This is a genomic window from Rhodospirillum sp. A1_3_36 (genome assembly GCF_047263945.1).
Taxonomy (GTDB): Bacteria; Pseudomonadota; Alphaproteobacteria; order Rhodospirillales; family Rhodospirillaceae; genus Rhodospirillum.
The window spans coordinates 1-25475 of the sequence record NZ_JBLAVB010000023.1; the positions used below are offsets into that span (position 1 = coordinate 1).

Sequence of the window (25475 nt, forward strand, 5' to 3'; positions counted from 1 at the left end):
CGTAAACCGACAACTGTATCGTCGTCCATGGCGTATCACTCCCTCGTTGGAGATGTGGAAGGCGTCAGACACCTCCACGATACGCCACCCCCTCATCTCTGCGTCACCCAGTTTCGGTCATAGCTCTCCCCAGGGCACGGATCGCCTCGGCGGCTTCCGCCCTCAACTCCGGATCCTCGAGGGCGGCGGACAAATTGGCCACCTTCGCTTTATAGATCTCCGCGATATTCGGATGGAGATCCGGCACATCCTCGGGCGCCTCGCTCATGCGGGCGATCAGATCCGTCTTCTGGCGTTCCAGCTCCTCCATCCGCGCCTTCATGGCGGGCTGGTATAGTCCGTCCTCGATCGCGGTCATGATGCCCGAGATGCCCCGGTCGATCTTGTCGAGCGTCTTCCTGTCCAACGCCACCCGAGCGCGACGCTCCCTATTTTCTTGGTTCATCGCCTCGGCATAAGCCCGGACCGCCTCGGCCACCTGCTCCGGCGAAACCAGACGTTCGGTCAAACCGACCAAGATCCGCCCCTCGATCACCTCTCGACGAACGGTGTGGCCATTCTCGCAAGTCCCCCGCCGATATCGATTGAGACAGCCATACCGGTCCTGGGTGATGATCCCGTAGTTGCCCCCGCAACAGCCGCACTTGAGCAAGCCCGAGAACAGGAAAGCCGGACGGCGGAGTTCATTCACATGCCGGGCCCGATAGGCCCGCACACCCTTGGTGACATTGGCGAACTGTTGGGAGATCTCATCCTGGCGACGGCGCACCGCTTCCCACAGACCGTCGTCGACGATGCGAAGCTCGGGAACTTCGGTCCGGATCCACTCACTTTCCGGATTGATCCGCGAAACGCGCTTCCCAGTGGAGGGATTCTTGATGTAGCGGAGCCGGTTCCAAACCAGCACCCCCACGTAAAGCTCGTTATTGACGATGCCCGTCCCGCGGCAAACGTGGCCTCGAATGGTTGTGTCGCCCCAAAGCTTCCCGAAAGGACCGGGAATTCCGTCCCTATTCAGGTCCCTCGCGATGGCCTTGGGACTCTTTCCCGTGCTGAACTCCCGGAAGATGCGCCGAACCACGACAGCCTCGGCTTCATTGATCCTGCGTTCCCCACGGACCTGGTCCCCTCCCCCGTCCAGCCGTCTGACCACATCGTAGCCATAGCAGAGACCACCTCCCGCCTTCCCCTTCTCCACGCGACCGCGCAATCCACGATGGGTCTTGGCGGCCAGATCCTTCAGGAACAGTGCATTCATCGTTCCCTTCAGACCGACGTGAAATTCGGATATTTGGCCCTCCGCCAGGGTGGCAATTTCGACCCCGGCGAACTTCAGGTGTTTGAAGAGGACCGCCACGTCGGCTTGATCACGGCTCACACGATCCAGCGCTTCGGCCAACACCATGTCGAACCGCCCCGCCTGGGCGTCAGCCAACAGAGCTTGGATTCCAGGTCGCAGGGTCACGCTGGCTCCGGAGATAGCCGCGTCCTTGTAGGTCCCCACGACCTTCCATTTTTCCCGGGCCGCCTGATCCCGGCAGATCCGAAGCTGATCCTCTATCGAGGCGACGCTCTGATTGTCCGAGGAGTAGCGGGCGTATAGCGCGACACGGATCATGGACCCTTCCTTTCTTTCCCAGACCGGTCTTCACCCCTCCGGCTTTTTCCCCTCTTCCTCTTTCTGGTTGTCATTGGCGGGCCACCCCAGCCCTACCCTCCTCCGTTCCAGTAGGTATGTTCGAGCGATATGGCGACCGACGGCGCAGGCGACAACATTCAAATGCCGGTCAACCACTTGGCATTCTCCGTTGTCATTCACTGCGGGGGGAAGACTTCCTTTCACGCGATCCTTCATGGCGCACCTCATTCCGCTGGGACTTCCGTCGCACCAGGATCGCGCGAATGAGATTTAGCCCTTATGCCCTTTACGTTCGATGTCGCCCCCTCCGGCCGATACGGGATACCCAGACCAAGCGAGGACAAGAAGAAGGCAACGAGAAAGGTCGAATTCCAAGCATTGCGTCATCCATCCGCGCGGATTAATTGAAAAAACGAGAAAATAAACTCTTTATATTCAGAATAATACAGCGCTCGATTCACTTCAGAACGATAACAAAAGTCTCTTCCTTGCGGGAATTCCTGATTCTCATTTCGGAGCCGTCGCAAATATCTCTTCGTGAGATAGGGGATTCCAGCAATCCACCCTGGATTGTCTTGCATCAACGGCGGTCTCGGGCGCTTAAAAGAACATCCGGGACGTCCGAGCGGTTGGGAAGCGGGGCGTTCGCACAAGGGCCGAAACGGCGCCTTCCTCCAGCGGGAGAACCAGCGTGAACCAAGCGGTGATCCAGAGCGCCACGACCGAAGCTCCGGCGGACATGTCGGAGAGCGGACCAGTCTCGCGGGAGGTGACCCTGCGCCTCGCTGAAAACCGAGAGGACGTCGCGCGCATGGTGGCTCTGGGACGCGTGGCCCATGGGGAAAGCCAGTTCGCCGACCTGGAGTATGCCCCGGATAAGCTGGAGGCCTTCGGGCTCAAAACCCTGACCGAGGAGGGCCGGAAACGGACCTGCCTGTTGATGGCGGAGCGGGGTGACGCGCTGGTGGGAATGATCGTCGCCACGGTTAGCGAGCATTGGTTCTCCCGGGCTCTGGGGGCCTCGGCGATGATTTGCTACGTCCATCCAGCCTGCCGGGGTGGTCTGACCGCGATCAAGCTCCTGCATGGCTTCCGCCGTTGGGCTGCCAACCGGGGAGTGAAGCGGGTGAATATCAACGTGACCACGGGGGTGCATATGGGACGGACCGACAAATTAATGCGGCGGTTGGGATTCCGGTTCGTGGGAGGAAATTACTCAGTAGAGTAAAAATATGCGCCTTTCGCCCTTCGCTTCCAAAGCAATAAGCCAAATGAGGCAAAAAATGTCAGAAAAAATAAATATTTATCTCTATACTTATTTTATTAAATTTATATTTTTAATTTTTATTACTTTATTAATACATTACGGCACCTCTATTGCCCAAGAAAATGAAGAGAAGAGTGAAATAATTTTCTCTGATATTGAAAAGAAAGCATTCAAAGACATTGTGTTTCCTGAAGAAGAAAAGCATCACGGATCACTCGCTATCTACGAATGGAATACACAGCAAATTGTCTACAAATGGAATAGACCGATTGTCATCGGACTTGTTGGCATAAATAACGTAAATAAACAAGCAGACGAATTTATTCTAGAAAAGATTAAAGAAGTAAGTCTTTTAATTGTCAAAAACGCTCCGGAATTGACCATAAAATTTCAACAAAACAATATAAATTCAGTCATACTCGTGGTCCACGATATATATGAAGATGAATGGAGAGAAGCAAAAAATTTACTGAAATCTCTTTATCCAGAAAATATGTCAGATGAATACATACTGCAGTATATGGATGCACAAAGAATCAGAAAAAGAGAATGCTATTCGTACTCATCCCTAGATGATAGAGGGTATATTGCGTCTTTCTTTATCGTAATTTCTGAAAAATCAGATCGAAATAAAATTAAACAATGCATAAATACAGAATTCACCCGGAGCTTTGGCTTATTCTCCATGAGCAGTGAGAAAGTTGACTCCTTATTTTCATTTCCACAAATTTATACTGAACTACAAAACTTAGATGAGAAATTCATTAGATTTTTATATAGCGATAAAATTAAACCCGGAATGACAAAGGATGAATTCATGGAGTCACTGAAATAAAGTTCAAACAAAATAAAATATTCATAAATTTAAGAAATGTTGCATGGAGAGATGAAATGCCTGATCGCTTTTTTGGAAGAGATGCGCGCGATGCCGCCATAAATGGTCAGTTCAAGTCTTTGGTAGACCGTTTAGGAAATTATATAGGAGGGTACGTTGCAAAAAATTTAGGAGGCGGTTACTCAAACAACGGCGCAACCTTAACTATTGATAAGGATGGAGCTCACCCATCAGTAGGAGCAAATATTGGATACGGAGAACTTTCCGGAATTTCTATCGATGAAAACGGAAATTTACATAAAATCTCTGGGAGAGGTGTGGCATATAATGGACAGGAGATCTCCCTAACTACCGACGAAAGTGACGAAAAATTCAATAGAACGTTAAATATTGGTGGATTTCTAGCGACATATAGAGATGAACATTTCAACAACACACTGAATATGCTTGACGAGCCGAGAGTGGATTTCACCGCTTTCAACGAAAGCGAAAATAGCGCGCAGAGAGATGAATATAACGGTGATGTCGAAGCGGGCAAGTACCCCAGTGGCACCCGACACGACCATTCCGTCGTGGGCCAAGGCGGAGATAACGATGGTGGGAGCAATACCGGTGGTGATGGAAGTGGAACGGACACAGACACCGGAACTGGAACTGGAACTGGAACGGACACCGGAACGGACGCCGGAACCGGAACCGGCGAGGGGGGAGACGGGGGAAAACAGGGCGGCGGTTCGGATAAGCCGATCATTCTCGATTTAAACGGGGACGGCGACATCACGCTGGTCTCGGCGGACGAAAGCGCCGCGTTCTTTGATATCAATGGCGACGGCTATCGAGAATTGATGGGATGGGCGGATGCCGGAGACGGCTTTCTCGTCTATGACAAAAACGGCGATGGGGAGATCTCGCAAGCCGACGAAATTCGTTTCGTCGACTACAAGGAAGACGCCCGCACGGATCTGGAGGGACTGACAGCCTTCGATACCAACCATGATGGTGTCTTGAGCGCCGAGGATGCCGAATGGTCCAAGTTCGGTGTCTGGGTGGACGCCAACGGTGACGGAAAGTCCGATCCGGGAGAGGTTTTGTCCATGGAAGACATGGGCATCACATCGATCACCCTGACCTCCGATCAAGTGGAATACAGTACAGAAGGCAATACGGTTTTCGGAACGGGTACCTTCACATGGGCCGATGGCCGGACCGGGATTTTCGCGGACGCGGCCCTTGGGTATTCTGACACCTCGGTCCGGGAAAACAGTGATGGAACCGTGACGGTCCGCGATGGAAGCGGTCTATCAACCATCTATCCAGCGGAGACGCCGGATCTGACTCTCAATCTCGGAACCGAGGGATTAAGGGGCGTCTTCGCTGGAGACGGCGATGACAGTCTGAGCGCCGGTGATGCGACGGATGTGGTTCTGGCGGGACTTGGGGGGAACGATGTACTCACCGGGGGAGCCGGAAACGATTGCGTCATAGGGGGAGACGGCGCCGATACGCTTCTGGGGGGCGCCGGTGACGATGTCGTCGTGGCGGACGGAGAGGATTTGACGAGCGGTCGGGTGGAAGGAGGGGAAGGCGACGACCTTCTTCTTGTCGAAAGTGAATCCGACCTGACCTTGGATGTCGCGGGCCTGGGCTTCGAGGCCGTGACCTCCGGAGACGGAAATGACCTTCTGTATTCGTCCGAAGTGGGGAATCTCATTTTCGACGGCGGGGCCGGGAATGACGTGCTGATCGGCGGATCGGGAGATGATGTCCTGACCGGAGGCGAAGGCGCTGACCAACTTCGTGGCGGCGCGGGGAACGATATCCTGTTGTTCGACGCGGAGGACACGGAGGTTCAAGGGGGGGACGGATACGACGTGGCCATCACCTCGACATCAGCCGCCCTGACCATGGATCTTGGGGCTCATGGCCTGGAAGCGCTGGATTCAGGGTCGGGAAACGACGTGCTGACCTATTCGGGAAGCGCGGCGGTGGTCATCGCTGGAAATGCCGGAGATGACGCGATCACGACAGGAGGAGGAAATGATCTGCTCTCCGGTGGAGACGGCAATGACACGCTTGACGCGGGCGCGGGGAACGACCTTCTGATCGGCGGTGAAGGATTTGACTCGCTGCTCGGCGGTACGGGCAATGACAGTTACCTGTTTGACTGGTCGGACGGTGGTCGGGTCGTTTCCGATTTCACCACTTATACCTGGACGGAGACAGTCACGACCACAACCACGGAAGAAAGCGCGTATTACGAGATCCGGGACGACAACAGTTGGGACACGGATCGAGAATACAAGGTCACGACGACCGTTACCCATTCCACGACGGTATCGACCACCTATACGGACTTGGCTTACGCGGGCGAGGATTCCATTCTTCTGGCGGCCAATGTGGGCCTGGAAGACGTGGTCACCAACAGAACCGATGGGGCATCCTATCTGCGGCTCGGACTGCGAGCGGCGGGATACGAGGACCGGGCCTTCGACGATCTGTTTTCCTACATGCTGATCGAGGGGCAGTTCGACAGCCGGAGCGCGGTGGAATACGTGGAAACCTGGGATGGCTTGAAGCTCGGACTCTATGGAGCGACCCATGGGAGCGACGGCGCCGATACCATGACGACAGGGACCGGGGATGACCGGATCTGGGCCAACGGCGGAAACGATATCCTGCAAGCGGGGGCCGGACAGGATCAGGTGATGGCCGGAGACGGCGATGACTCCGTTCAGGGTGGAAGCGGTGATGATCAGCTCTTTGGCATGCGGGGTAATGATGCTCTCGATGGCGGAGATGGCGCCGACGTCGTGGTGGGCGGCTCCGGCGACGATGTGATAACCGGTGGCGCGGGCGCCGATGCCCTCTATGGAGGATCCGGCGATGACACGCTGACTTTCGACGCGTCCGATACAGTCGTACTTGGTGGCGAGGGAACCGATACGGCCATCGCCACGGGATCGATCGGCGTGACCCTTAATCTGGAGCTGAACGGCATCGAGACCGCATACGGGACCGAGGTTGGGGATGTGTTCACTTCCACCGGCGAGACGCCCGTTACCATCCATGGCCGGGGTGGCAATGACAATATCTCCGGCGGCGAGGGCGACGACAGTCTGTATGGCGACGAGGGAAACGACACCCTGCGTGGCCGGAGCGGCACCGACGTGATCCTGGGCGGGCTCGGCGCGGATCTTCTGTTCGGGGATGCCGGGACGGACACTCTGTCCGGCGGCGAGGGCGACGATACCCTACACGGCGGCACCGAGGACGATACCCTGACGGGCGACGCCGGACAGGATCTGTTGGCGGGCGAGGATGGAGATGATCTGCTGGCCGGTGGTGACGGCATGGATACCCTGTTGGGCGGCCAGGGCGTCGACGTGCTGACGGGCGACGCCGGGAATGACCGGCTCGAAGGGGGATCGGGCAACGACAGCCTGTCCGGCGGAGCGGATGACGACAGGCTGTTCGGCGAGGAAGGAAACGACGTTCTGAATGGGGACGACGGAAACGATACTTTGCTTGGCGGAGTCGGAGCCGACCTGCTGAGCGGCGGCGATGGCGCGGACACCCTTTCGGGCGACGAGGGAGACGACACCCTATCGGGCGACGCCGGAGACGACATGCTCGATGGCGGAGATGGCGACGACCTGCTTTCCGGTGGCGCGGGCTCGGATAGCCTGTATGGCGCCATGGGAGCCGATACCCTGTCCGGTGGTGGTGGAGAGGACCATCTCGAAGGGGGGGCCGGGAACGATACCTTGTCCGGTGGCGAGAACAACGACCACATCCTGGGTGGCGATGGCGATGATGTCCTGTCTGGAGAGGGGGGCGCCGACGTTCTCCTTGGAGGCGCCGGGGATGACACCCTGTGGGGTGGCGCGGATGACGATGTCCTTCGCGGTGGAGCCGGAGCGGACAATCTCGCGGGCGATGCCGGAAACGACCTATTGGAAGGCGAGGATGGCGCGGACAGCCTGTCCGGTGGTGATGGCATGGATACACTCCATGGCGGCGCGGGCGCCGATACCCTGTCCGGCGGCGCGGGTGTCGACTTGCTCGAAGGTGGTCTTGGCGACGATACGCTCTCGGGCGGAGCCGACGACGACCATCTCCTTGGCGAAGGTGGAAACGACATTCTGAACGGGGACTCCGGGAACGATATCCTGGAGGGCGCGGACGGTACCGACGTTCTGTTCGGTGGTGAAGGGGATGACACCCTGTCTGGCGGGGCCGACGACGACAATTTGTCCGGCGGAATCGGCGACGACCTGCTGTCAGGCGACGGCGGAAACGATCTGCTGGAAGGCGGGGATGGCGATGACGCGCTCTTAGGCGGCGCGGGATTGGACGTTCTCCATGGCGGTCTGGGCGCCGATGCTCTGTTCGGGGGCGCGGATAACGACAGGCTGTTCGGCGAGGACGGCGACGATGTCCTGAACGGCGACGAGGGCGCGGACCTGTTGGTGGGAGCCGCCGGAAATGACACCCTGTCCGGTGGAGTCGACGACGATACTCTCTCGGGCGGCATCGGCGACGACGTCCTCTCGGGCGACGCCGGAGCCGATCTGCTGGAGGGTGGAGAGGGTGATGACACCCTCTCCGGCGGTACGGAGAGTGATACCCTCTTCGGCGGCAACGGCGCCGATGTGATCGATGGCGGGGACGACGACGACCACCTGACCGGCGGCGGCGGACCCGACGCGCTCGACGGCGGGGTGGGCATCGACACGGCCTACTACAACGACTCCGACGCGGGCGTCCTCGTGGATCTGGCTCCGGAGGAGGACAAGCATTCGGGCCTTCCATCCTTCCTGCTCGGCCTTGCCCACGGCCATGGGATCGGAAAGGGGTGCGACGAGCCCGAGGACACCGGACCGGTGATCGGCGAAGGCCATGGCGGCACCGCCGAAGGCGATACCCTGGTCAATATCGAGAACCTGCGGGGCTCGGACTTCGATGACGTGCTGCTGGGGGACGCCGGAGATAACTGGTTCATGGGTGGGCTCGGCGCCGATGTGATCAACGGTCGCGACGGCATCGACACGGCGTCCTACGAGGACTCCAGCGAGGGGGTTTATGTCCATCTCCAGTCCGGCATCGGTCGATACGGCTCCGCGGAGGGCGACCGGCTCCACAACGTGGAAAACCTCATCGGCTCCGAATACGCCGACATTCTCAAGGGAAGTTTCGTCGGCAATGTGCTGGACGGGCGCGGTGGAGATGATTGGATCGATGGCTACGGCGGGGATGACCATCTTCTCGGAGGCGACGGAAACGATAGGATCCGGGGCTTCGGCGGCAGCGATCTGATCGATGGCGGCGCTGGCGATGACGACCTGTCCGGCGGCATCGGTGACGACACGATCCTGGGGAGCGACGGGAATGACGTGATCCGAGGATTTGGCGGCGCGGACACGATTGATGGCGGCGCCGGGGACGACGACATATCCGGCGGCATCGGCGCCGATACAATCCTCGGCGGCGATGGCAATGACCTGATCCGGGGCTGTGGAGGCGCCGATATGATCGACGGCGGCGCCGGGAACGACATCATCTCCGGCGGTCTGTGGGCGGATATCCTTCTCGGCGGCGAGGGAGATGACGAGATCCACGGCAACGGCGGCGCGGATGTGATCGACGGCGGAGCTGGAAACGACGTTCTTACCGGAAGCCTGGGATGCGAGGAACTCCATGGCGGCGACGGCAACGATGTCCTTCAGGGGTATGGCGGTGGCGATATCCTCGATGGCGGCGATGGCGACGACCTGATCATGAGCGGGTACGTCATCGAGAACCCGTTCGGCGGCAAGCATCTGGGTGTGCTCGACCTGGGTCCCGGTGACGTCATCACCGGCGGCGCGGGCAACGACACCATCATCGCCGGAGCCGCCGATGACCGGATCGACGCCGGGACCGGAGACGATATCGTCGACCTGGGTTGGGGGGCGGACAGTTTCGTCTTCAAGGAAGGATATGGCAACGACACCGTCTCCGGCTTCGAGCACGGCTGGTTCTCCAGCGACATGGTGGAGTTGGACAAAGCGGGAGTGACGGACTTCGCGGGGCTGCTGGCCCTGGCCGAACAGGTGGGATCGGATACCGTGATCGACTTCGGAGATGGCGACAGCCTGACCCTGGTCGGGGTGGACAAGGACCACCTCACGGAGGATCAGTTCACCTTCGCCTGAGGATGTGGACATGACCCCTGGCGAGTCCTCCTCTTCCAATCCCCTGAAGGCGGCGCTGATGTCCTTCCGCGCCGCCTTCCTGACCACGGGCGCGTTCAGCCTGGTCATCAATCTGCTGATGCTGACCGGCCCGCTGTTCATGCTGCAGATCTACGACCGGGTGCTGACCAGCCGCTCGCTGGAAACCCTGGTGGCCCTGCTGATCCTGGCCGCCACCCTGATGGCCTTCATGGCGGTGCTGGACGTGGTACGCTCCCGCGTGTTCGTGCGTGTCGCCTCGGGGCTGGACCGGGCCATCGGCGGAGCGGTCTTCGACGCCGTGTTCCGGAGTTGTCTCGTCCTGCCCAACGCCCGACGGGGCGCCGCCCTGCGGGACGTGGACAGCCTGCGGCAATATCTGACCGGGCCAGGCCCTTTCACCTTCTTCGACGCGCCCTGGTTACCGATCTATCTGATCATCGTATTTCTGTTCCATCCCCTGATGGGGATGGTGGCGCTCGTCGGCTCGCTGCTGCTTTTCGCCCTGGCCCTGGCCTCGGAGTGGCGAACGCGAGGTCCGCTGGTGGAGGCCAATCGAACCGGCGCGGCGGCCACGGCCTTCGCCGACACCTCCCTGCGCAACGCCGAGGTCCTGGAGGCCATGGGCATGGCCGAGGAGGTGCGGGCCCGCTGGGCGGACCGGCGGCGCGTGGCCCTGGCCGGACAGGCGGAGGCATCGGATCGCTCGGCCACCCTGACCTCCGCCTCCAAGGTCCTGCGTCTGTTCCTCCAGGCCGCGATCCAGGCCATGGGCGCCTATCTGGCGATCAAACAGGAAATCACGCCGGGTGTCATGGTGGCGGCCTCCATCATGATGGGACGAGCGCTGGCGCCGGTGGAACAGGCCATCGGGCAGTGGCGCGGCTTCGTCGCGGCGCGGCAAAGCCATGGCCGCTTGAATGCCCTGCTGAAGGGCTTCCCCGACCGCCCCCCCTCCATGCCCCTCCCGGAACCCGAAGGGCGGATCACCCTGGAGGCCGTCTCGGCGGCACCGCCGGGGGTGAAGGTCCCGGTGCTCCGCGACGTGAGCTTTTCCCTGGCGCCGGGGGAGGCTCTGGGGGTGATCGGCCCCAGTGCCTCGGGCAAGTCGACACTCGCGCGGGTTCTGGTGGGGGTCTGGCATCCGCTCGCCGGGACGGTCCGCCTGGATGGGGCGGACCTCCACAAGTGGAACCGGGTCGATCTAGGACCTCACATTGGTTACCTCCCCCAGGACGTGGAACTGTTCGACGGCACGGTGGCCGAGAACATCGCGCGGCTGACCCGAGAGCCAAACCCGGAGGCGGTGGTGGTGGCGGCGCGGCGCGCGGGCGTGCACGAGATGATTCTAGGCCTGTCGGAGGGGTACGACACGGTGATCGGCGACGGGGGCAAGGTTCTTTCCGGCGGTCAGCGTCAGCGGGTGGCCCTGGCCCGCGCCCTGTTCGGCGATCCCAAACTGGTGGTTCTGGACGAGCCCAACGCCAGCCTTGATGCCGCCGGGGACGCGGCCTTGGCCGCGGCGATCCTGGATCTGCGGCGTCGAAAGCGGACCTGCGTGGTCATGGCCCATCGCCCCGCGGCCATCGCCGCGGTGGACAAGCTGCTGGTGCTAGCCGAGGGACGAGTCCAGGCCTTCGGTCCCAAGGAGGAGGTGCTGGCTAAGGTCGCCGAACGCACGCCCGCCTCCTCCGCTCCCATCCGGCGGAGCGCCTAGAATGGGGGAAAGGGCCACACCGACTCTTGTTTCACCTCCCTTCGATCCCAAGCCGTTCATGTGGCTAGGCGCGACCCTGATCGCCCTGCTCGTCCTTGTCTTCGGCGGTTGGGCGGCCCTCTCCTCCCTGGCAGGAGCGGTAATCGCGCCGGGACAGATCAAGGTTGAGGGCAACCGGCGGACCGTTCAGCACCTGGAAGGCGGAATCGTCGCGATCCTGGCCGTGCGCGAGGGGCAAGTGGTGCGCGCCGGGGATCTTCTGATCGGCCTGGACGACACGGTGGCCGCCTCCAACCTCGCCATCGTCTCCGGCCAGTTGGACGCCGCCCTGGCCCGCGAGGCCCGGCTGATCGCCGAGCGGGATGGGGGGGCGGCCATTGCTTTTCCCGATGCGCTCCTGGACCACCTGAAGGATCCGGAGGTGCTCCAGGCGGTGATCGGCCAGGAAGACCAGTTCAGAAGCCGGACAACCGCCCGGGAGGGTCGGATCTCCCTGCTGCGGCAAAAGGAAGAGCGGGCCGACGAGGAAGCCCGAGGACTGGCGGCGCAAAAGCGCTCCGTGGAAAAGCAACTGCGTCTGATCACTCAGCAGTTGGCCGGATTGCGGGAGCTTCTCGCGAAGGGCTATGCCCGCAAGCAAAGGGTCCTGGAGTTGGAGCGGGAGGCGGAGTCCCTGGAAGGGGAGCGGGGTGGGTTGGCCTCCGACATCGCGCGGACGCGGACCAACGCACTCGAGGCCAGATTAGAAATCGCCGCCGTGGACGAGGACTTCCGCGAGGAGGTAACGGCGGAACTCGACGACGCGCGGGCCAAGATTCTTGATCTCGGTGAACGCAAGACGGCACTGGACGATCAGTCGCGGCGAACGCGGATTGTCTCCCCCATCGACGGCAAGGTGGTTGGGTTGGCCGTCTTCACCAGAGGTGGCGTGGTTCAACCCGGCGCGCCACTGATGGATATCGTACCTCTGGAAGAGCGCCTAATCATAGAGGCCCGAGTGTCCCCCACGGATATCGACAAGGTGGTGGCGGGACAAGGCGCGGTCCTGCGCCTGTCCGCCTTCAACCAGAGGAGCACACCGGAGCTAAACGGCGTGGTCGATGACGTATCCGGGGACGCGCTGAACGACCCGAATACGGGAGAGCCATACTATACGGTTCGCGTACGGATTCCGGAAGCGGAACGCACTCGTCTCCCCAAGGGACTTGACCTCAAACCGGGCATGCCAGTGGAAGCCATGCTCCAGACCGGAAGCAGGAGCGCGCTAAGTTATCTTGTGAAGCCCTTGAACGATGCCATCGCCCGAACCTTCCGGGAAGAGTGACGTGTGGGCAAGATCCTCGTGGTTAAACTCACCCGACTGGACTCGGCGGGCCCGTGTCCCATTGGCACTGACACGTTCCGAACCAGGATCGCGCGGACGAGATTTGTTCTTAAGCCCTTTACATTCGATATCCCCCTCCTAATACCAGCGGTCAGAAGTCATGACAGGTTAGCCCAATCACGGCTGGCGATGGATGTGATTCGAGCCGGATCCGCAATGAGGGCGTTCCATGCGGCGCAACAGGCGTCAACGATGTCCTCGTAAGTGTCGTAGAGGCGGTTGGCGAGTTTGTTTTTTCGCAGGTATTCCCAGATATTCTCGGCTGGGTTGAGTTTGGGGCTATAGGGCGGCAGTTCGATCAACGTCGTGTTTTCAGGAACGACAAGATCATCGCTGCCATGCCAGCCGGCGCCGTCGAGCACGACGACGGCGTGAGCATCTTCGGCCACATGCCGGGAGATTTCGGCCAGGTGCTTGGTCATGGCCTCGGTGTCGGCGCGTGGCATGACGAGGGCGGCACCGACGCCCCGGGCCGGGCAGACGGCACCGAAGATGTAGGCCGATTGGTAGCGCGTATCGCGCACGGCACGGGGCCGAGAGCCGCGCCGAGCCCACAGGCGCGTCAGGGTCCCTTTCTGACCGACCCGCGCCTCATCCTGGAACCAGACCTCGATGCGCTTGCCCCTGGCGCTGGCCGGGAGTGCTGCGGGGACCCTGTCGGCGAAGTTTTTTTGAACGCCTCTTGGCCGCCTTCGTCCGTTTTCGGATGGCGCGGGCGCGCCGACAGCCGGGTAAATCCGCGTTGATGCAGAATTCGCCCGACATGACGCTCGGACAGCTCTACCTTGAAATCCTTGGCGATGACGGCCTGCAAATCCACGCGGCGCCAGCGCACAACGCCATGTTCGGCGATGTCGGGGCCGGCCTCGACAAGGGCGTCCAGCTTTTCGAGGTGCGCTTCCTTCAGCCGAGGCGGGCGCCCAGAGCGCGGACGATCCGTGAGCCGGCGACCCCCTCCTCGTTGTAACGATGCACCCAATCGCGCAGGGTCTGGCGGGTCATCCCACCTGCCTCGGCCGCGTGGGTCCGAAACGCTCCCTCGATCACCAGTGCGATCGCCAACATCCGGCGTGCTTGCGCCACATCGCCCACCCGGCACGCCTGAGCCCGCAGGTCAGCCGCCGACAGATCCAAACGTGTGATGGCCACTGGCATCTCTCGATTCTCCCCACCGATCCAGTTGCTTGAGAGAATCACAACCGAACCGGCCAGGGCAAGCCCACGTCCACGTAAGAGTCATCAGTTCCGACCGCTGGTATAAGAGCGGATCGTCTTGGCGGGCAGGTCCAGCCGCCGGACCACGGTTCCAATGTTCATTCCGTTTTCCCTTCATCCATCAGGGGGGCGACCCGGCGCAGCCGCAGGGCATTGGTCAGGACAAAGACCGAGGACAGGGCCATGGCTCCCGCAGTCAGGATTGGAGACAGCGGCACGCCGAACGCCGGATACAAAGCCCCCGCCGCCACCGGGATCAAGGCGACATTGTACCCAAAGGCCCAGAACAGGTTCTGCCGGATATTGCCCATGGTCCGCCTGGAAACCTCGAAGGCGTTGACGACGCCCCGCAAATCCCCGGACATCAGAACCACGTCGGCGGATTCGATGGCGACATCCGTGCCGGTTCCGATGGCGATCCCGACATCCGCCCGGGCCAGGGCCGGGGCGTCCTTGATGCCATCGCCGACGAAGGCGACTTTCCGTCTCTCGCCGCGCAGGCCCTTCAGCGCGGCGACCTTGCCGTCGGGCAGCACACCCGCGATCACCGCGTCAATCCCGGTTTCCGCGGCGATGGCCTCGGCTGTTTCCCGCTTGTCGCCCGTGATCATCACCACCCGCGGCCCCTGGGCATGCAGCGCCGCGATGGCCGCCCGACTGGCAGGCTTGACCGGGTCGGCCACGCCGATCACGGCGGCGACACGTCCGTCAATGGCCGCGTACAGGGCCGTCCGCCCCCGCCGGGCCAGACCGGCTTCCACCTCGACCAGGGTGCCGGGATCAATCCCCTCCTCCTCCAACAGGCGGTCGGCGCCGACGAGGACATCGCGTCCATCAACCCGGGCCCGAACGCCCAGTCCGGTGATCGAGGAAAAGTCGGAGACGTCATGGCTCCCCAGACCCTCCGCCTGGGCCGCGCGGACGATGACCGCGGCGATGGGATGCTCGGAGCGGGCCTCCAGGGCGGAAATCAGAGACAGGACGTCAGCGCGTTCAAAGCCCTCGGCCAGGACCAGATCCGTCAGTTCAGGGCGTCCTTCGGTCACGGTGCCGGTCTTGTCCAGGGCCACGACGCCAACGGAACTCAGCCCCTGGAGGGCATCCCCCTTGCGGAACAGCACACCCATTTCCGCGGCCCGCCCCGTGCCGACCATGATGGAGGTCGGCGTGGCCAGCCCCATGGCGCAGGGGCAGGCGATGATCAGCACGGAAACACTGGCCACCAGGGCGAAGGTCAAGGCCGGATCGGGGCCAAGGACCAGCCAGGCAAGCACCGTCGCCGCCGCCACGGCCAGAACCGCAGGCACGAACCATAGGGCGATCTTGTCCACCAATCCCTGGATGGGCAGTTTGGCGCCCTGGGCATCCTCGACCATCTTGATGATCCGCGACAGGGTCGTCTCGGCGCCCACCGCCGTGACCCGGAAGCGGAACCCTCCCGCGCCATTGACCGTGCCACCGGTAACCGCGTCCCCGGCCCCCTTGGCCACGGGAACGGGTTCGCCGGTGATCATGCTTTCATCCACATGGCTTTCGCCCTCCTCGACCGCGCCATCCACGGCGATCCGTTCACCCGGGCGGACCTCCACCAGATCCCCGAGCACCAGGGCGTCGATGGCAACCTCCTCAGGCTCTCCGTCCCGGATCACCCGGGCGGTCTGGGCCCGCAGCCCCAGAAGCTTCTGGATGGCCGCACCAGTCCGACCCTTGGCCCGGACCTCCAGCGTGCGGCCAATCAGGATCAACACGACGATCACCGCCGCGGCCTCGTAATAGACCGCGCGCAGGACGTCGGGCAGAAGCACCGGCAGGAACGTGGCGACGACGGTATAGAGATAGGACGCCTCCGTGCCCAGGGCCACCAGGCTGTTCATGTCTGGGACGCCCTTCACCAGGGCCGGAACGCCCTTCCGATAGAACGAACGTCCGGGACCAAGCAGAACGGTCGTGGTCAGGGCGAACTGGACCACTCAACTGGTCTGGATGCCGATGCCATCCCGGATCAGGTCGTGCACGGCCGGGATCACGTGGGACCCCATTTCCATGGCGAAGACCGGCAGGGCCAAAACTGCGGCGAGGAGCGTCCGCCGGGCGAGGTACCGGGCTTCTTCCTCCTTCGGCGCGGCCCGATCCCCGGTCCCCGCACCCTGGGTCACCGTAGCAGGATACCCTGCTACGCTGGCCGCAGCGGCCAGGGCGTGGTCCACCCGCTCCACGCAGGAGGCACAGGACATGGAGGCGATGGAGAGTGTGACTTGGGTCAGCGCGGTCATGGTCGCCTCCGTTATTCCGGGTTCGACTTCCCATCGGAGGCTTCCAGCAACCAGAAGGTCAAGACCCAAACCACGAAACGGCCTGTTCCCCTTAAATCAAACCGCCTTAGATCGGAAAGGAATTAAGGCGGTTTGATTTAGATTCAATAAGTTGAGCATAGAGTAAGTAGGAAAACCGGTTGTCCACTCCGCGTTCCCTTCGCCCCCCTTTTCCGCTCAACGCTATAAAGGGAGTGCCCACTAATGTGGAGCAGGCTCACCCCGGGCATATGTGAGGCCGCCGACCACGCGGACGACCGGCGTGGACACGGACTTGCCCGCCCCGGCGCATTTGGCGAACCGGTCGGTTATCCATTGAAGGTCTCCGGGGGGGGCGGGGGGCTCGGGGGGACAGCCCTATTGGCGCCCCTTGTGGAGTTCCACCTTTCTTTCGGCGTCTTCGTCCCCGAGGCGGGCCGCCTCGGTCCAGAGCGCCAGCGCCCGGTCCAGGCTCTTCGAGACACCCAACCCCGCCTCATGACAGTCGCCAAGAAGCGACATCGCCAATCCACTGTTCGCCTTCACCCCCTTTTCCAGCCACTCGACCGCCTTGACGAGATCGACCTTGAACGAGCCCAAACCCTTCAGGAAAACCCGTCCGAGGGCGGCCATGGCGTGGCCGCTTCCTTCCAGGGCACCACTTTCGTACCAATGGACGGCCCGATCCGGATCCCGGGGCACACCCTGGCCCGTCTCGTAGCATTCCCCCAGGTAGGCGAAGGCGTGCCGCCCCCCCGCGTCGGCTGCGGCCTTGAACCACGCGAAGGCCCGCTTGGGGTCCCTGGGAACCCCCAACCCCTGGAGATACCCGATCCCCAGGTAGGTCATGGCGAACCCGTTTCCCTGTTCGGCCCCCTTGTGGAACCAGACCATCCCCTCTACGGGATCCCGTTTCACGCCGCGTCCGGTGGCATGGCACATGCCCAGATAGCCCATGGCCTGCCCATCTCCGGCCCGGGCCCCTTCCTCGAACCAGCGGATCGCGGCGGACAGGTCGGGCCTGTCCAGTCCCATTCCGGTGAAATACCGATAGCCCAGATAGGACATGGCCCGCCCATTCCCCGCCTGGGCGCCCCGTTCGAACCAATGCAGGGAGCGGTCCAAATCGATCTCCACGCCGATCCCTTCCTGGTAACACAGGCCAAGACGCGCCATGGCATATCCGTCTCCCGTCTCGGCGACGGCCTGGATGCGGGAAATGACCCCGATCTTGTGGAGATTGACCTGCGACCGGAGCGCGGACAGCAATCCAAGGGCAATGTCCGTATAGGCACGCCGCGCGTCGATCGACCCCGGATCGAAGGACAACAGAGCGGGCAGTTCCCGGTGCCGGGGAAAGTCCTGCGCCAGACGCAGCAGGGTCGCCGAGGTTTCCCGGGGCGCCAGCTCCCAGGCCTTTCCCAGGATCAGGTCCATGGGAACACCTCCGGCCGCCACGCTGTCCAGAAGGAACCACCCCCCCAGAATATCGGGTTCCAGTTTCGGGATCCGGCTTCCCGGCCCACTCACATCCGCCCCGATCGGCCCGTCGACCAGGGCCAAGGCCTGCCGCAGGACCCTGGCCGTCGGCCGCCCACCGTCCCATCCTTCCGCCAGGTCCCGGGTATCCAAACTCCCGACCAGGGTGGCCAGCAGCGCCAGACGCGACGCGGGGACGTCATCACCCAGACTGGGCGGTTCCTCCGAAAAATAGCGGCTCCACCGGTGAACGCGGTCCTTGGTCAGGGTCGCCCGCAACAGATCTTCCCGGCTCCATCCCAGGACATCGAGCCGGGCTGAAATCGCCTCGGCCAAAAAGTAGGCGTAAAGCGGGCGCCCCGAGGGGTCGATGCGGATGAGACTGGCGCCGATATCATGATCCTCGAGTATATCGGACGCCTTGAGTTTGGCGAGCCAAAGCCGAACGATGGACACGAGCGTCGCCCGGTCCAAGGAGGTCAATTCGATGATGGACGGGGAAAACCGTGCCCGCTGAATCGCCCCGTCCTGGCCGTCGTGGACGGCGGTCAGGGCGACGAACCAGTCCGCGACACCGGACTCGATCAAAAAATTCCCGGTCCGCTCCTCATCCTCGGCCCGCAGGTATCCCCGATCCCATCGCTGCCGCTCCAAGAGAAGGAGACGAACGGGCTGGTCCAAGTCCCTGCGTCCGGCAAGACGACGCATCGCCTTGCCGACCTCCCTTTCATTGCCGATCACATAGTCGATGATGATCAACGTCGGCTTTCCCGGTCGCCAGGTCCGCCACTCCACGGAGAAGTCGGAAAGGTCATCGACCGACAGGAAACCCGCGTTCCACCCCTTTTCCCGTGACGAGATGGCATATTCCAGGGCGAAGCGGCTTTTCCCCTGGCCACCCGCGCCCGCGATCTGAAGCCAGAGAAAGCCCGCCTTGGGTTCGAGAAAGCGGACCAGAGTCTTTTCTTCCGCCTTTCTGCCCATGAGGCGCAGGGGCCGGGCCGTGTAGTGGTGCGCCCGCTCCGCGTTGGTATCGAGCCGCAAGCGGGACCCGACAACATCATCGGGCGGGCCCATCTCCCGGCCCCGACCCGGATCCCGCCCACTCCCATCGCCAGAAGGCCGGACCCTATCCAGGTACCGGCGGGCCAGGGACGGAGGCTCCTCTGCCGCCGCCACCGGGGCCCCGTGTTCCAGATCCCACAGGTAGTCATAGGCACGCCAGAAGGCGTTGGCCGGACCGTCGGGCGCATCCGCCCCGTCGGGAAAGAGCAGGACACTGATGGCGCGCCTATGGCCCTGACGTTCGCTGACCCGCCTGTGTCCACCATACCATTTGGAGAGGGTCGGCGCCGTTGTCCGGATGTGATCGACGGCGAGTTGGTCCTGACTGAGCATGGGACGGGCCCGTTGGAGGTGGTCGCGCAGAAACGAGCCGCTCAACGACTTGCTTTCCCCGGTCCCCTTCCCCGCCGTCCCTTTCGCCGTCCGCGTCATTGCGTTCCCAATCCGCGCCCTTTTCCCCTTGAAGCATATACCGCCTTTCCCCCCGGCAGGCCAGAACCCGGCGACAAGTTCGCGACAATCCGACGACAACGACTTCCAGGGGTCGGGTGGGGATACTGGATATCGAGGGTCACGCCCTCACCCCGATCCAGTCCCTGTCCCATGAGGAGCCACGCCATGTTCATGTCCTACCTGATGCTTCTGAACGACTTCGCCCTTCCGTCGGTTCTGAACGACCCCGCCCTGCCCGTCATCCTGAAGAAGTTGGTTTACAGCTACCTTGCCTTCTGCGTTCTGGGCGAATGGCTCGCGCGGATCGCGCGACGTCGCATCCATCCCCATGGCACGCACGGCACTCCCGCCACGCCCATGCCCAGACCCCGGTCCCCGGGGCATGAAGCGGGCTATCACCCCGCCCGGGATCTCGCCTACATCCTGTTGGGTCTCATCAGTTGGCTTTAGGCCAGAGCTGGGGAAAAACCGCGGGGTCGGTGTAGTCGGGCAGGTCCTCCGGGGTTCGTGCGCACAGCAGGTCGTTGACGTGACCGCCCCGCCCCGCCCTATCCCGAACGAAACGATTGGCTTCGTCCTGCATATGGATGGCATAGGCGACCCGGGGCTGGTCCGTCCGGTTGGCGTAGCCTCCATGGACCAGACGGCAATGGTGGAAGCTGACCTGCCCCCGCCCCATCGGAAGGAGACGGATCTCCGGCAGCAATCCCCGATCCCGGTAGGCGCGCTCGACCGCCTCCAGGTCACCGTCGCCGAAGGTATGGAGGCGCTCCACCTCCGGCCAGCGGTGGCTGCCATCCCAGACCGCCAGGGTTCCGTTTTCCTCGGTCACGTCTTCCAGGGGGATCCAGGCCGTGATCATGTCGTTGGACCGGCAGGTCGTCCAATAGGCCTTGTCCGTGTGCCATCCGACGCGACCAGTCCGGTCCGACGACCGGGTCGACCCCAGGGGCGGTTTCACCACCAGTTGGTCATGGAACAGGCGAACCGAAGGGGTCCGGGCCAGGGCCGCCGCGATCCGCCCCACGGGGGACTCGACCATGACCTCCATGAACTCCTGGATACGCAGGGACACATAATCGATCTGGGTGATGCCTTCGGGCCTGAGTCCGTCTCCGATGTCGACGGCCAGGGGCTGATCCACCTCCCCCGCGAGCAACCGGTCCACGCCATAGCGCAGGGTGTCGATCAGGCTGTCCGACAGAAAGGGCGGGGCCAACCACCACCCATGGGCTTCGTAGAACAGGATATCGGCCTCGGAGGGCGCGAAGTCTTCGGCCATCTTGGGAGTCTCCCTATCGGGTTGCCGGGGCCGGCATGTCACCCCCCCGGTCACCCCGACGGGACGGGGGACAGGAAACGGGGCTCAGGGCATCGACCCGGGCGGCGGACACCCGAAACAGCGTGCCCTCCCACGGGTTGGGTGGATCGACGGCGATCTCACCGGTGTCGGCCAACTGGTGAAGGACCGCGTCCACCTCGGCCAGGACCGCCGCGCCGTCGATCCCCGCGCCCTCGTGGGCGAACAGATTGAGTGTCGCCCCTGCTTCCGACAGGCGCCAGAAGACGGCCAAGTCGCCCAAAGCCGGCGAGCGGGCCTCCCGGGCCACCCCGGGGGCAGTTTCCCCGTCTTCCAGGTACCGGATCCTCGCGCCGGGCAGTGTCAGGCGATCCAGAGGGTGAGTGTCGATCATCGCGAAAACCGGAGGCCGGACGGGTTCGGCGGCGCCGAGGACCGCGGTCGCGAGACGGAGTTGCTCCCCATAGGGCAGGATCCGGTCCACCGCAGCGGAGGTCGCGCGCGCCAATGCCCGCCAGTCCCCACCCGCGTGCAGGGGGATCAGCGCGCCCTCGTACCGGGGCTCCACCACCGCCAACTCGGCGGTGCCATGGCGGTTGAGCACCGTCGTGCCGATCAGAAGGTCCTCCCGGCCATACAGGATCCTCAGGCTCTCGGACAGGGCCCGGCACAACAGGGCAAAGAGGGTGACCCGGTGGCCGAGGGCCGCAGCCCTGGTCCGCTCCAGGAAGGCCGGAGCGTGGCGCCGCGTCCAACACGCCAGGGTTCCACCGGTCCCCCTGGCGATGGGAGCATGGGCGGCGTCGGACAGGCCCTTCAGGGATTCGGCGAAGGCGGCCCGCTCCCGCTCCATCCGTTTGTCCGGGGCGACGGCGGCCCGGGGAGGTGACGCGTCTCCCTCCTCCAGCGGTGGGTCTCCTTCGAGGATCCAGCGGTAGGCCGCGGACAGGTACCCCATGAGCAAGCCCATTCCCCACCCGTCCGTGGCGCAATGGTGCAAGGTCACATGGAGCATGAAGCGCCCGCCGGAAAGACGGACCACCAGAAGGCGGATCAGAGGACCGTCGAGGTCGGTGAAGCCAAAGGTCCGCTCCCGTCGGGCGAGGTCGTCCAACCGCCGCCCCCGATCCCCCGGGGAAAGCTCCGTCAGGTCCTCGACCAGAAGAACACGGTCGAGATCGCCCTCAATGGTGCCCAATTCGGGGTAACGCTCCAACAGACGACCGACGGCCCAGGCGAAGCAGTCCGGGTCGAACCGTCCCTCCACGGCCAAGGCGTAGGAGAGGTTCAGAAAGGACGGGTCCGGACAGTGGGCATGCCAGGACAGAAGCCGATCCCGCGCCGCGCTCATCGCCCGTCCCGCGTGCCCGTCGTGAAATGGACGGTCGTACCGCGGTGCATGGGATGCTGGTTGACGGAGACGGAAAATCCCTGGTCCCGCAGACGCGCGGCCAGACTATCGTCTCCCGGCTCCCTTTGGTGTTCCACGACGACCCGGCGCACCCGGGACCAATCCGCCCCGTCCAGTCCGTCGAGCACCAGCCCCTCACCCCGTTGGACATCGATCTTGAGCAGATCCACGGGCCCGGTGGCGAACCCCTCGTCCCTCAGCAGGGAGGACAGACGCCGGACCGGCACGGTGATCACGGTCGTCTCCATCCGCTGGTCGATCAGATCGTCGCCCATTCCGGCGAGGGCCCGGGCCAAGTCCTCCCGCCCGTCGCTTTCATTGGCGATCAGAGCGGCGAACAGGGCTCGGTCCTTCGCCCGGTCCGGGCGGAGGGAGGACATGCCCGACAGCAGGGAATAGACGGTGAAATCCGCGACCCCGTCCCGGTCCAGGACCGCCCGTTCGGCGATCCGGACCAGGGCGTCATGGGGCTTGAGGTTGCGCCGGAGCAGGGCGGCGACCTGGGGCGAGGGTTCGACGGCCAGGACCCGTCCCGCCTTGAACCGTTCGATCATATGGAGGGAAAAGATGCCGATATTCGCCCCGATATCAACGACGACGGCCCCGGGTTCCAGGGTCATCCCCCCCAACCAATGGGCCTCCCCATCCCGGATCTCCGCCTCGTAGTGACGGGCCTCGGCGGGATGGAGCGCTTCGACCACGCGGCCCGACGGCAGGGTCACGACCGTGGGAGTCACCACATCCCCGGCGGTCGCCCCTCCCGGACCATCGCCCCCCCCGGCCCGGGCGGCAATGGCCTCCTCGACCACCGCGACGAAGCGCTCCAGGGTCGTTCCCCGCAGCAGGACGGCCACGGGGACCCGGACACCGAAGGCCTGGTTGACCGCGGAAACCAGTTGGATGGCGGTCAGGGAATGCCCGCCCAGGTCGGCGAACATCATGTCCGGCGCGATCCCGTCAAGGTTCAGGAAGCGCTTCCAGAGCCGCTCCAAGCCCGACCGGGTGGACTCCCCGGCCTCCCCCACGTCACCTTCGGCTCCACCGGTGATCTCGGGTAGGCGGGACCTGTCGACCTTGCCGACCCGGCTCAGGGGCAGGTGCTCCAGTTGGCGCATGGCGGGCAATGGCGGAACCATGTGCTGGGGCAGGCACGCCATCAACCCGGCGCGGAGCGCGGCCATGTCCAGGGGCCCGCCCGACAGGCTTTCCAGGAACAGGACCAGCCGCCCATCCTCGGCCCCGCCCCGGGCCTTCTGGACGACGGCTGCGGCGAGACGGACATCCGGAAGAGCCATGGCGTTGGCCTCCACGTCGCCCAATTCGATCCGGTATCCCCGCAGCTTCACCTGATCATCGCGCCTGCCGACGAAGTCCAGGACGCCGTCGGCGCCCAGACGTCCGAAATCCCCGGTGCGATACATGCGCCCGTCCACCGCAGCCCCCGGGAAGGGATCGGCGACGAACCGCTCCGCCGTCGCGACAGGATCCAGATAACCGATGGCGGGCAACGCCCCGCCGATCAGGATCTCCCCCTCCACGCCGAAGGGACACCGCATGCCCGCAGCGTCGACGACATGGACCCGGGCATTGGCGATGGGGCGTCCGATGGGCGGACGGAGGGGCCAGCGGACGGGTGATCCCGTCAGCTCATGGCTGGTCGCCACATGGGTTTCAGTGGGGCCGTACTGGTTGATCAACCGCGCCGGGCAGGAACGGAACATCTGGACGACATGGGGGGTGACCGTCAGACGCTCGCCGGCGACGATCACATCTTCCAGGGTGGTCAGGTCATGGACCCGGGTATCATGGAGTTCGGCGATCTGGACCAGGGCGACGGGCGGCAGGAAGACGCGCTGGACCCGCCACTGGACCATCAGACCGAGAATGGCGCTGATATCGGCGCGCTCGTCCTCCGTGGCCACGACCAGGGCGCCGCCGAAGCACAGGGTCCCCATGATTTCCTGTAGGCCCACGTCGAAGGCCATCGACGAGCGATTGAGGGTGACGCGCCCCTCGGTCGGGGTCTCGCCGTTCTGCCAAAGGATCAGATTGACCAGGGTCCGCTGGGCAACGAGGACCCCCTTGGGCGCCCCCGTCGACCCGGAGGTGAACAGCAGGTAAGCGGGGTCCTCTCCCCCTCCCGGAAGGAGGGAGGTCAGGATCCGGTCCGGCTTCCCCTCCAGGGCCTCCGCCATTCCGAGGACGGCCCCGAGCTGGGAGGCGGTCTCCATCAGGTCGGCGCCGGCGAGAATGACGCGTGGCTCGGACATCGCCGCGATCGTGGCCAGTCGGGAAGCGGGGAAACTGTGGTCGATGGGCACGACGCAGCCACCGGCCAGGAACGCGCCGACCAGCGCCAGAAGCTGGTCCGGCCCGGGGCGAACACAGATTCCCACCCGGTCCCCGGGGCCGATTCCCCGGTCCAGCAGGGCGCCCGCGATCCGGGAGGCACGGGCCAGCAGGTCCCCATGGGTCAGGGTCACCCCCTTGGCGAGGATCGCCGGACGGTCCGGATGGGCCTTGGCCTGATCCAGGAACAACCCACCCACCGTGAGGGTCTCGCCCCGGGGCAGGGGGTCCGGGCAGGTGGCGGCATGGACACGGCGCTCTTCCTCCCCGGACAGGTAGGATACGGCCCCGATCGGCGTCCCCCCCTTCCGTCCGGACAAGGTCGCGAAGGTGATCACATGTCCGAAAAAGGCCCGGATCACTCCGTCCTGGAACAGGCGGGAGTGATAGTCGCAGGACACCCGCCCCGTCGTCGCGTCGTAAAACAGGGTCGCGTCCTGTCGGAGCTTCGGCTCGGGCATCCCTGCGGCCGCGACGATCACCGGCAAGCGACCGTTATGGGCCGTCTCGGGCTCCACGGGGACTTCGGGTAGGGCTCGGGCCATGTCCGCCACCAGGCTCTCGAAAGTCCGCTCCAGGGACAGCGCCAGGGTGGCGACGGAGAAATCATCCGCCGATCGGGCAATGCCAACCGACAGCTCCGGCGATCCCCCATAGCGGAACAGAACCGCCGCCACGGCCGCGCCCAACAGCGTCAACCCGTCCTCTCCCCCCGGAGGCACCGGAAGGGACAGGGGCTCCTCCAGCGTCAGGGTCGCGCGGCGGGGCCAATGGACACTGGACCGCGCCGTGGAAAGAGGGATTCCCGAAAAGCCACACGGGGCATTGAATGTCTCCACTGTGTCGGGCATGGCACGC

11 protein-coding genes and 2 pseudogenes are annotated in these 25475 nt (G+C 63.5%); 6 read left to right on the top strand and 7 right to left on the bottom strand.

Annotation, left to right across the window (positions count from 1 at the left end; translation table 11 throughout):
* Positions 1–103: 103 nt before the first annotated feature.
* Positions 104–1618, bottom strand: coding sequence for a recombinase family protein (locus ACLIRY_RS23755; protein WP_413207913.1), 1515 nt, complete (start codon positions 1616–1618; stop codon positions 104–106).
* A gap of 712 nt (positions 1619–2330) precedes the next feature.
* On the opposite strand from ACLIRY_RS23755, the gene ACLIRY_RS23760 reads away from it, so the two are divergent.
* The 5 genes from ACLIRY_RS23760 to ACLIRY_RS23780 all read left to right on the top strand — a co-directional run bounded on the left by ACLIRY_RS23760 (position 2331) and on the right by ACLIRY_RS23780 (position 12994).
* A complete protein-coding gene (locus ACLIRY_RS23760; RefSeq protein WP_413207914.1) occupies positions 2331–2867 on the top strand; it encodes an N-acetyltransferase family protein in 537 nt (178 codons plus the stop codon).
* 4 nt (positions 2868–2871) lie between these two features.
* A complete protein-coding gene (locus tag ACLIRY_RS23765; protein WP_413207915.1) occupies positions 2872–3741 on the top strand; it encodes a DUF2927 domain-containing protein in 870 nt (289 codons plus the stop codon).
* 461 nt (positions 3742–4202) lie between these two features.
* Complete coding sequence (locus tag ACLIRY_RS23770) at positions 4203–9935, top strand: calcium-binding protein (protein ID WP_413207916.1); 5733 nt, start codon at positions 4203–4205, stop codon at positions 9933–9935.
* 10 nt (positions 9936–9945) lie between these two features.
* Positions 9946–11670, top strand: coding sequence for a type I secretion system permease/ATPase (locus tag ACLIRY_RS23775; protein WP_413207917.1), 1725 nt, complete (start codon positions 9946–9948; stop codon positions 11668–11670).
* Between the two features lie 58 nt (positions 11671–11728).
* Positions 11729–12994 carry an HlyD family type I secretion periplasmic adaptor subunit gene (locus tag ACLIRY_RS23780; RefSeq protein WP_413207918.1) on the top strand — a complete coding sequence of 422 codons (1266 nt, stop codon included), beginning with the start codon at positions 11729–11731 and terminating at the stop codon, positions 12992–12994.
* A 158-nt stretch (positions 12995–13152) separates the two neighbouring features.
* Here the strand turns inward: ACLIRY_RS23780 and ACLIRY_RS23785 are convergent.
* From ACLIRY_RS23785 to ACLIRY_RS23795, 3 genes and pseudogenes are all read right to left on the bottom strand, one after another.
* A pseudogene (locus ACLIRY_RS23785) lies at positions 13153–14209 on the bottom strand (IS630 family transposase).
* A 158-nt stretch (positions 14210–14367) separates the two neighbouring features.
* Positions 14368–16524 (bottom strand): annotated as a pseudogene (locus ACLIRY_RS23790) (copper-translocating P-type ATPase); the annotation flags it as partial.
* A gap of 414 nt (positions 16525–16938) precedes the next feature.
* On the bottom strand, positions 16939–19482 hold the full coding sequence (locus tag ACLIRY_RS23795; protein ID WP_413207919.1) for a tetratricopeptide repeat protein: 2544 nt from the start codon (positions 19480–19482) through the stop codon (positions 16939–16941).
* A 240-nt stretch (positions 19483–19722) separates the two neighbouring features.
* Between ACLIRY_RS23795 and ACLIRY_RS23800 the strand changes: the two genes are divergently transcribed.
* On the top strand, positions 19723–20007 hold the full coding sequence (locus tag ACLIRY_RS23800) for a hypothetical protein (RefSeq protein ID WP_413207920.1): 285 nt from the start codon (positions 19723–19725) through the stop codon (positions 20005–20007).
* On the opposite strand, the gene ACLIRY_RS23805 is transcribed toward ACLIRY_RS23800, so the two are convergent.
* From ACLIRY_RS23805 to ACLIRY_RS23815, 3 genes are read right to left on the bottom strand one after another with little or no spacing between them, the layout of a single operon-like run.
* Complete coding sequence (locus tag ACLIRY_RS23805) at positions 19994–20839, bottom strand: phytanoyl-CoA dioxygenase family protein (RefSeq protein WP_413207921.1); 846 nt, start codon at positions 20837–20839, stop codon at positions 19994–19996. The two genes, ACLIRY_RS23800 and ACLIRY_RS23805, sit on opposite strands and share 14 nt — an antisense overlap.
* 13 nt (positions 20840–20852) lie before the next feature.
* Complete coding sequence (locus ACLIRY_RS23810; RefSeq protein ID WP_413207922.1) at positions 20853–22208, bottom strand: condensation domain-containing protein; 1356 nt, start codon at positions 22206–22208, stop codon at positions 20853–20855.
* The gene (locus ACLIRY_RS23815) at positions 22205–25468 is read right to left on the bottom strand and encodes an amino acid adenylation domain-containing protein (RefSeq protein ID WP_413207923.1); all 3264 of its coding nucleotides are present in this window, start codon (positions 25466–25468) and stop codon (positions 22205–22207) included. Before ACLIRY_RS23815 ends, ACLIRY_RS23810 begins: the two co-directional genes overlap by 4 nt.
* Positions 25469–25475: the final 7 nt, after the last annotated feature.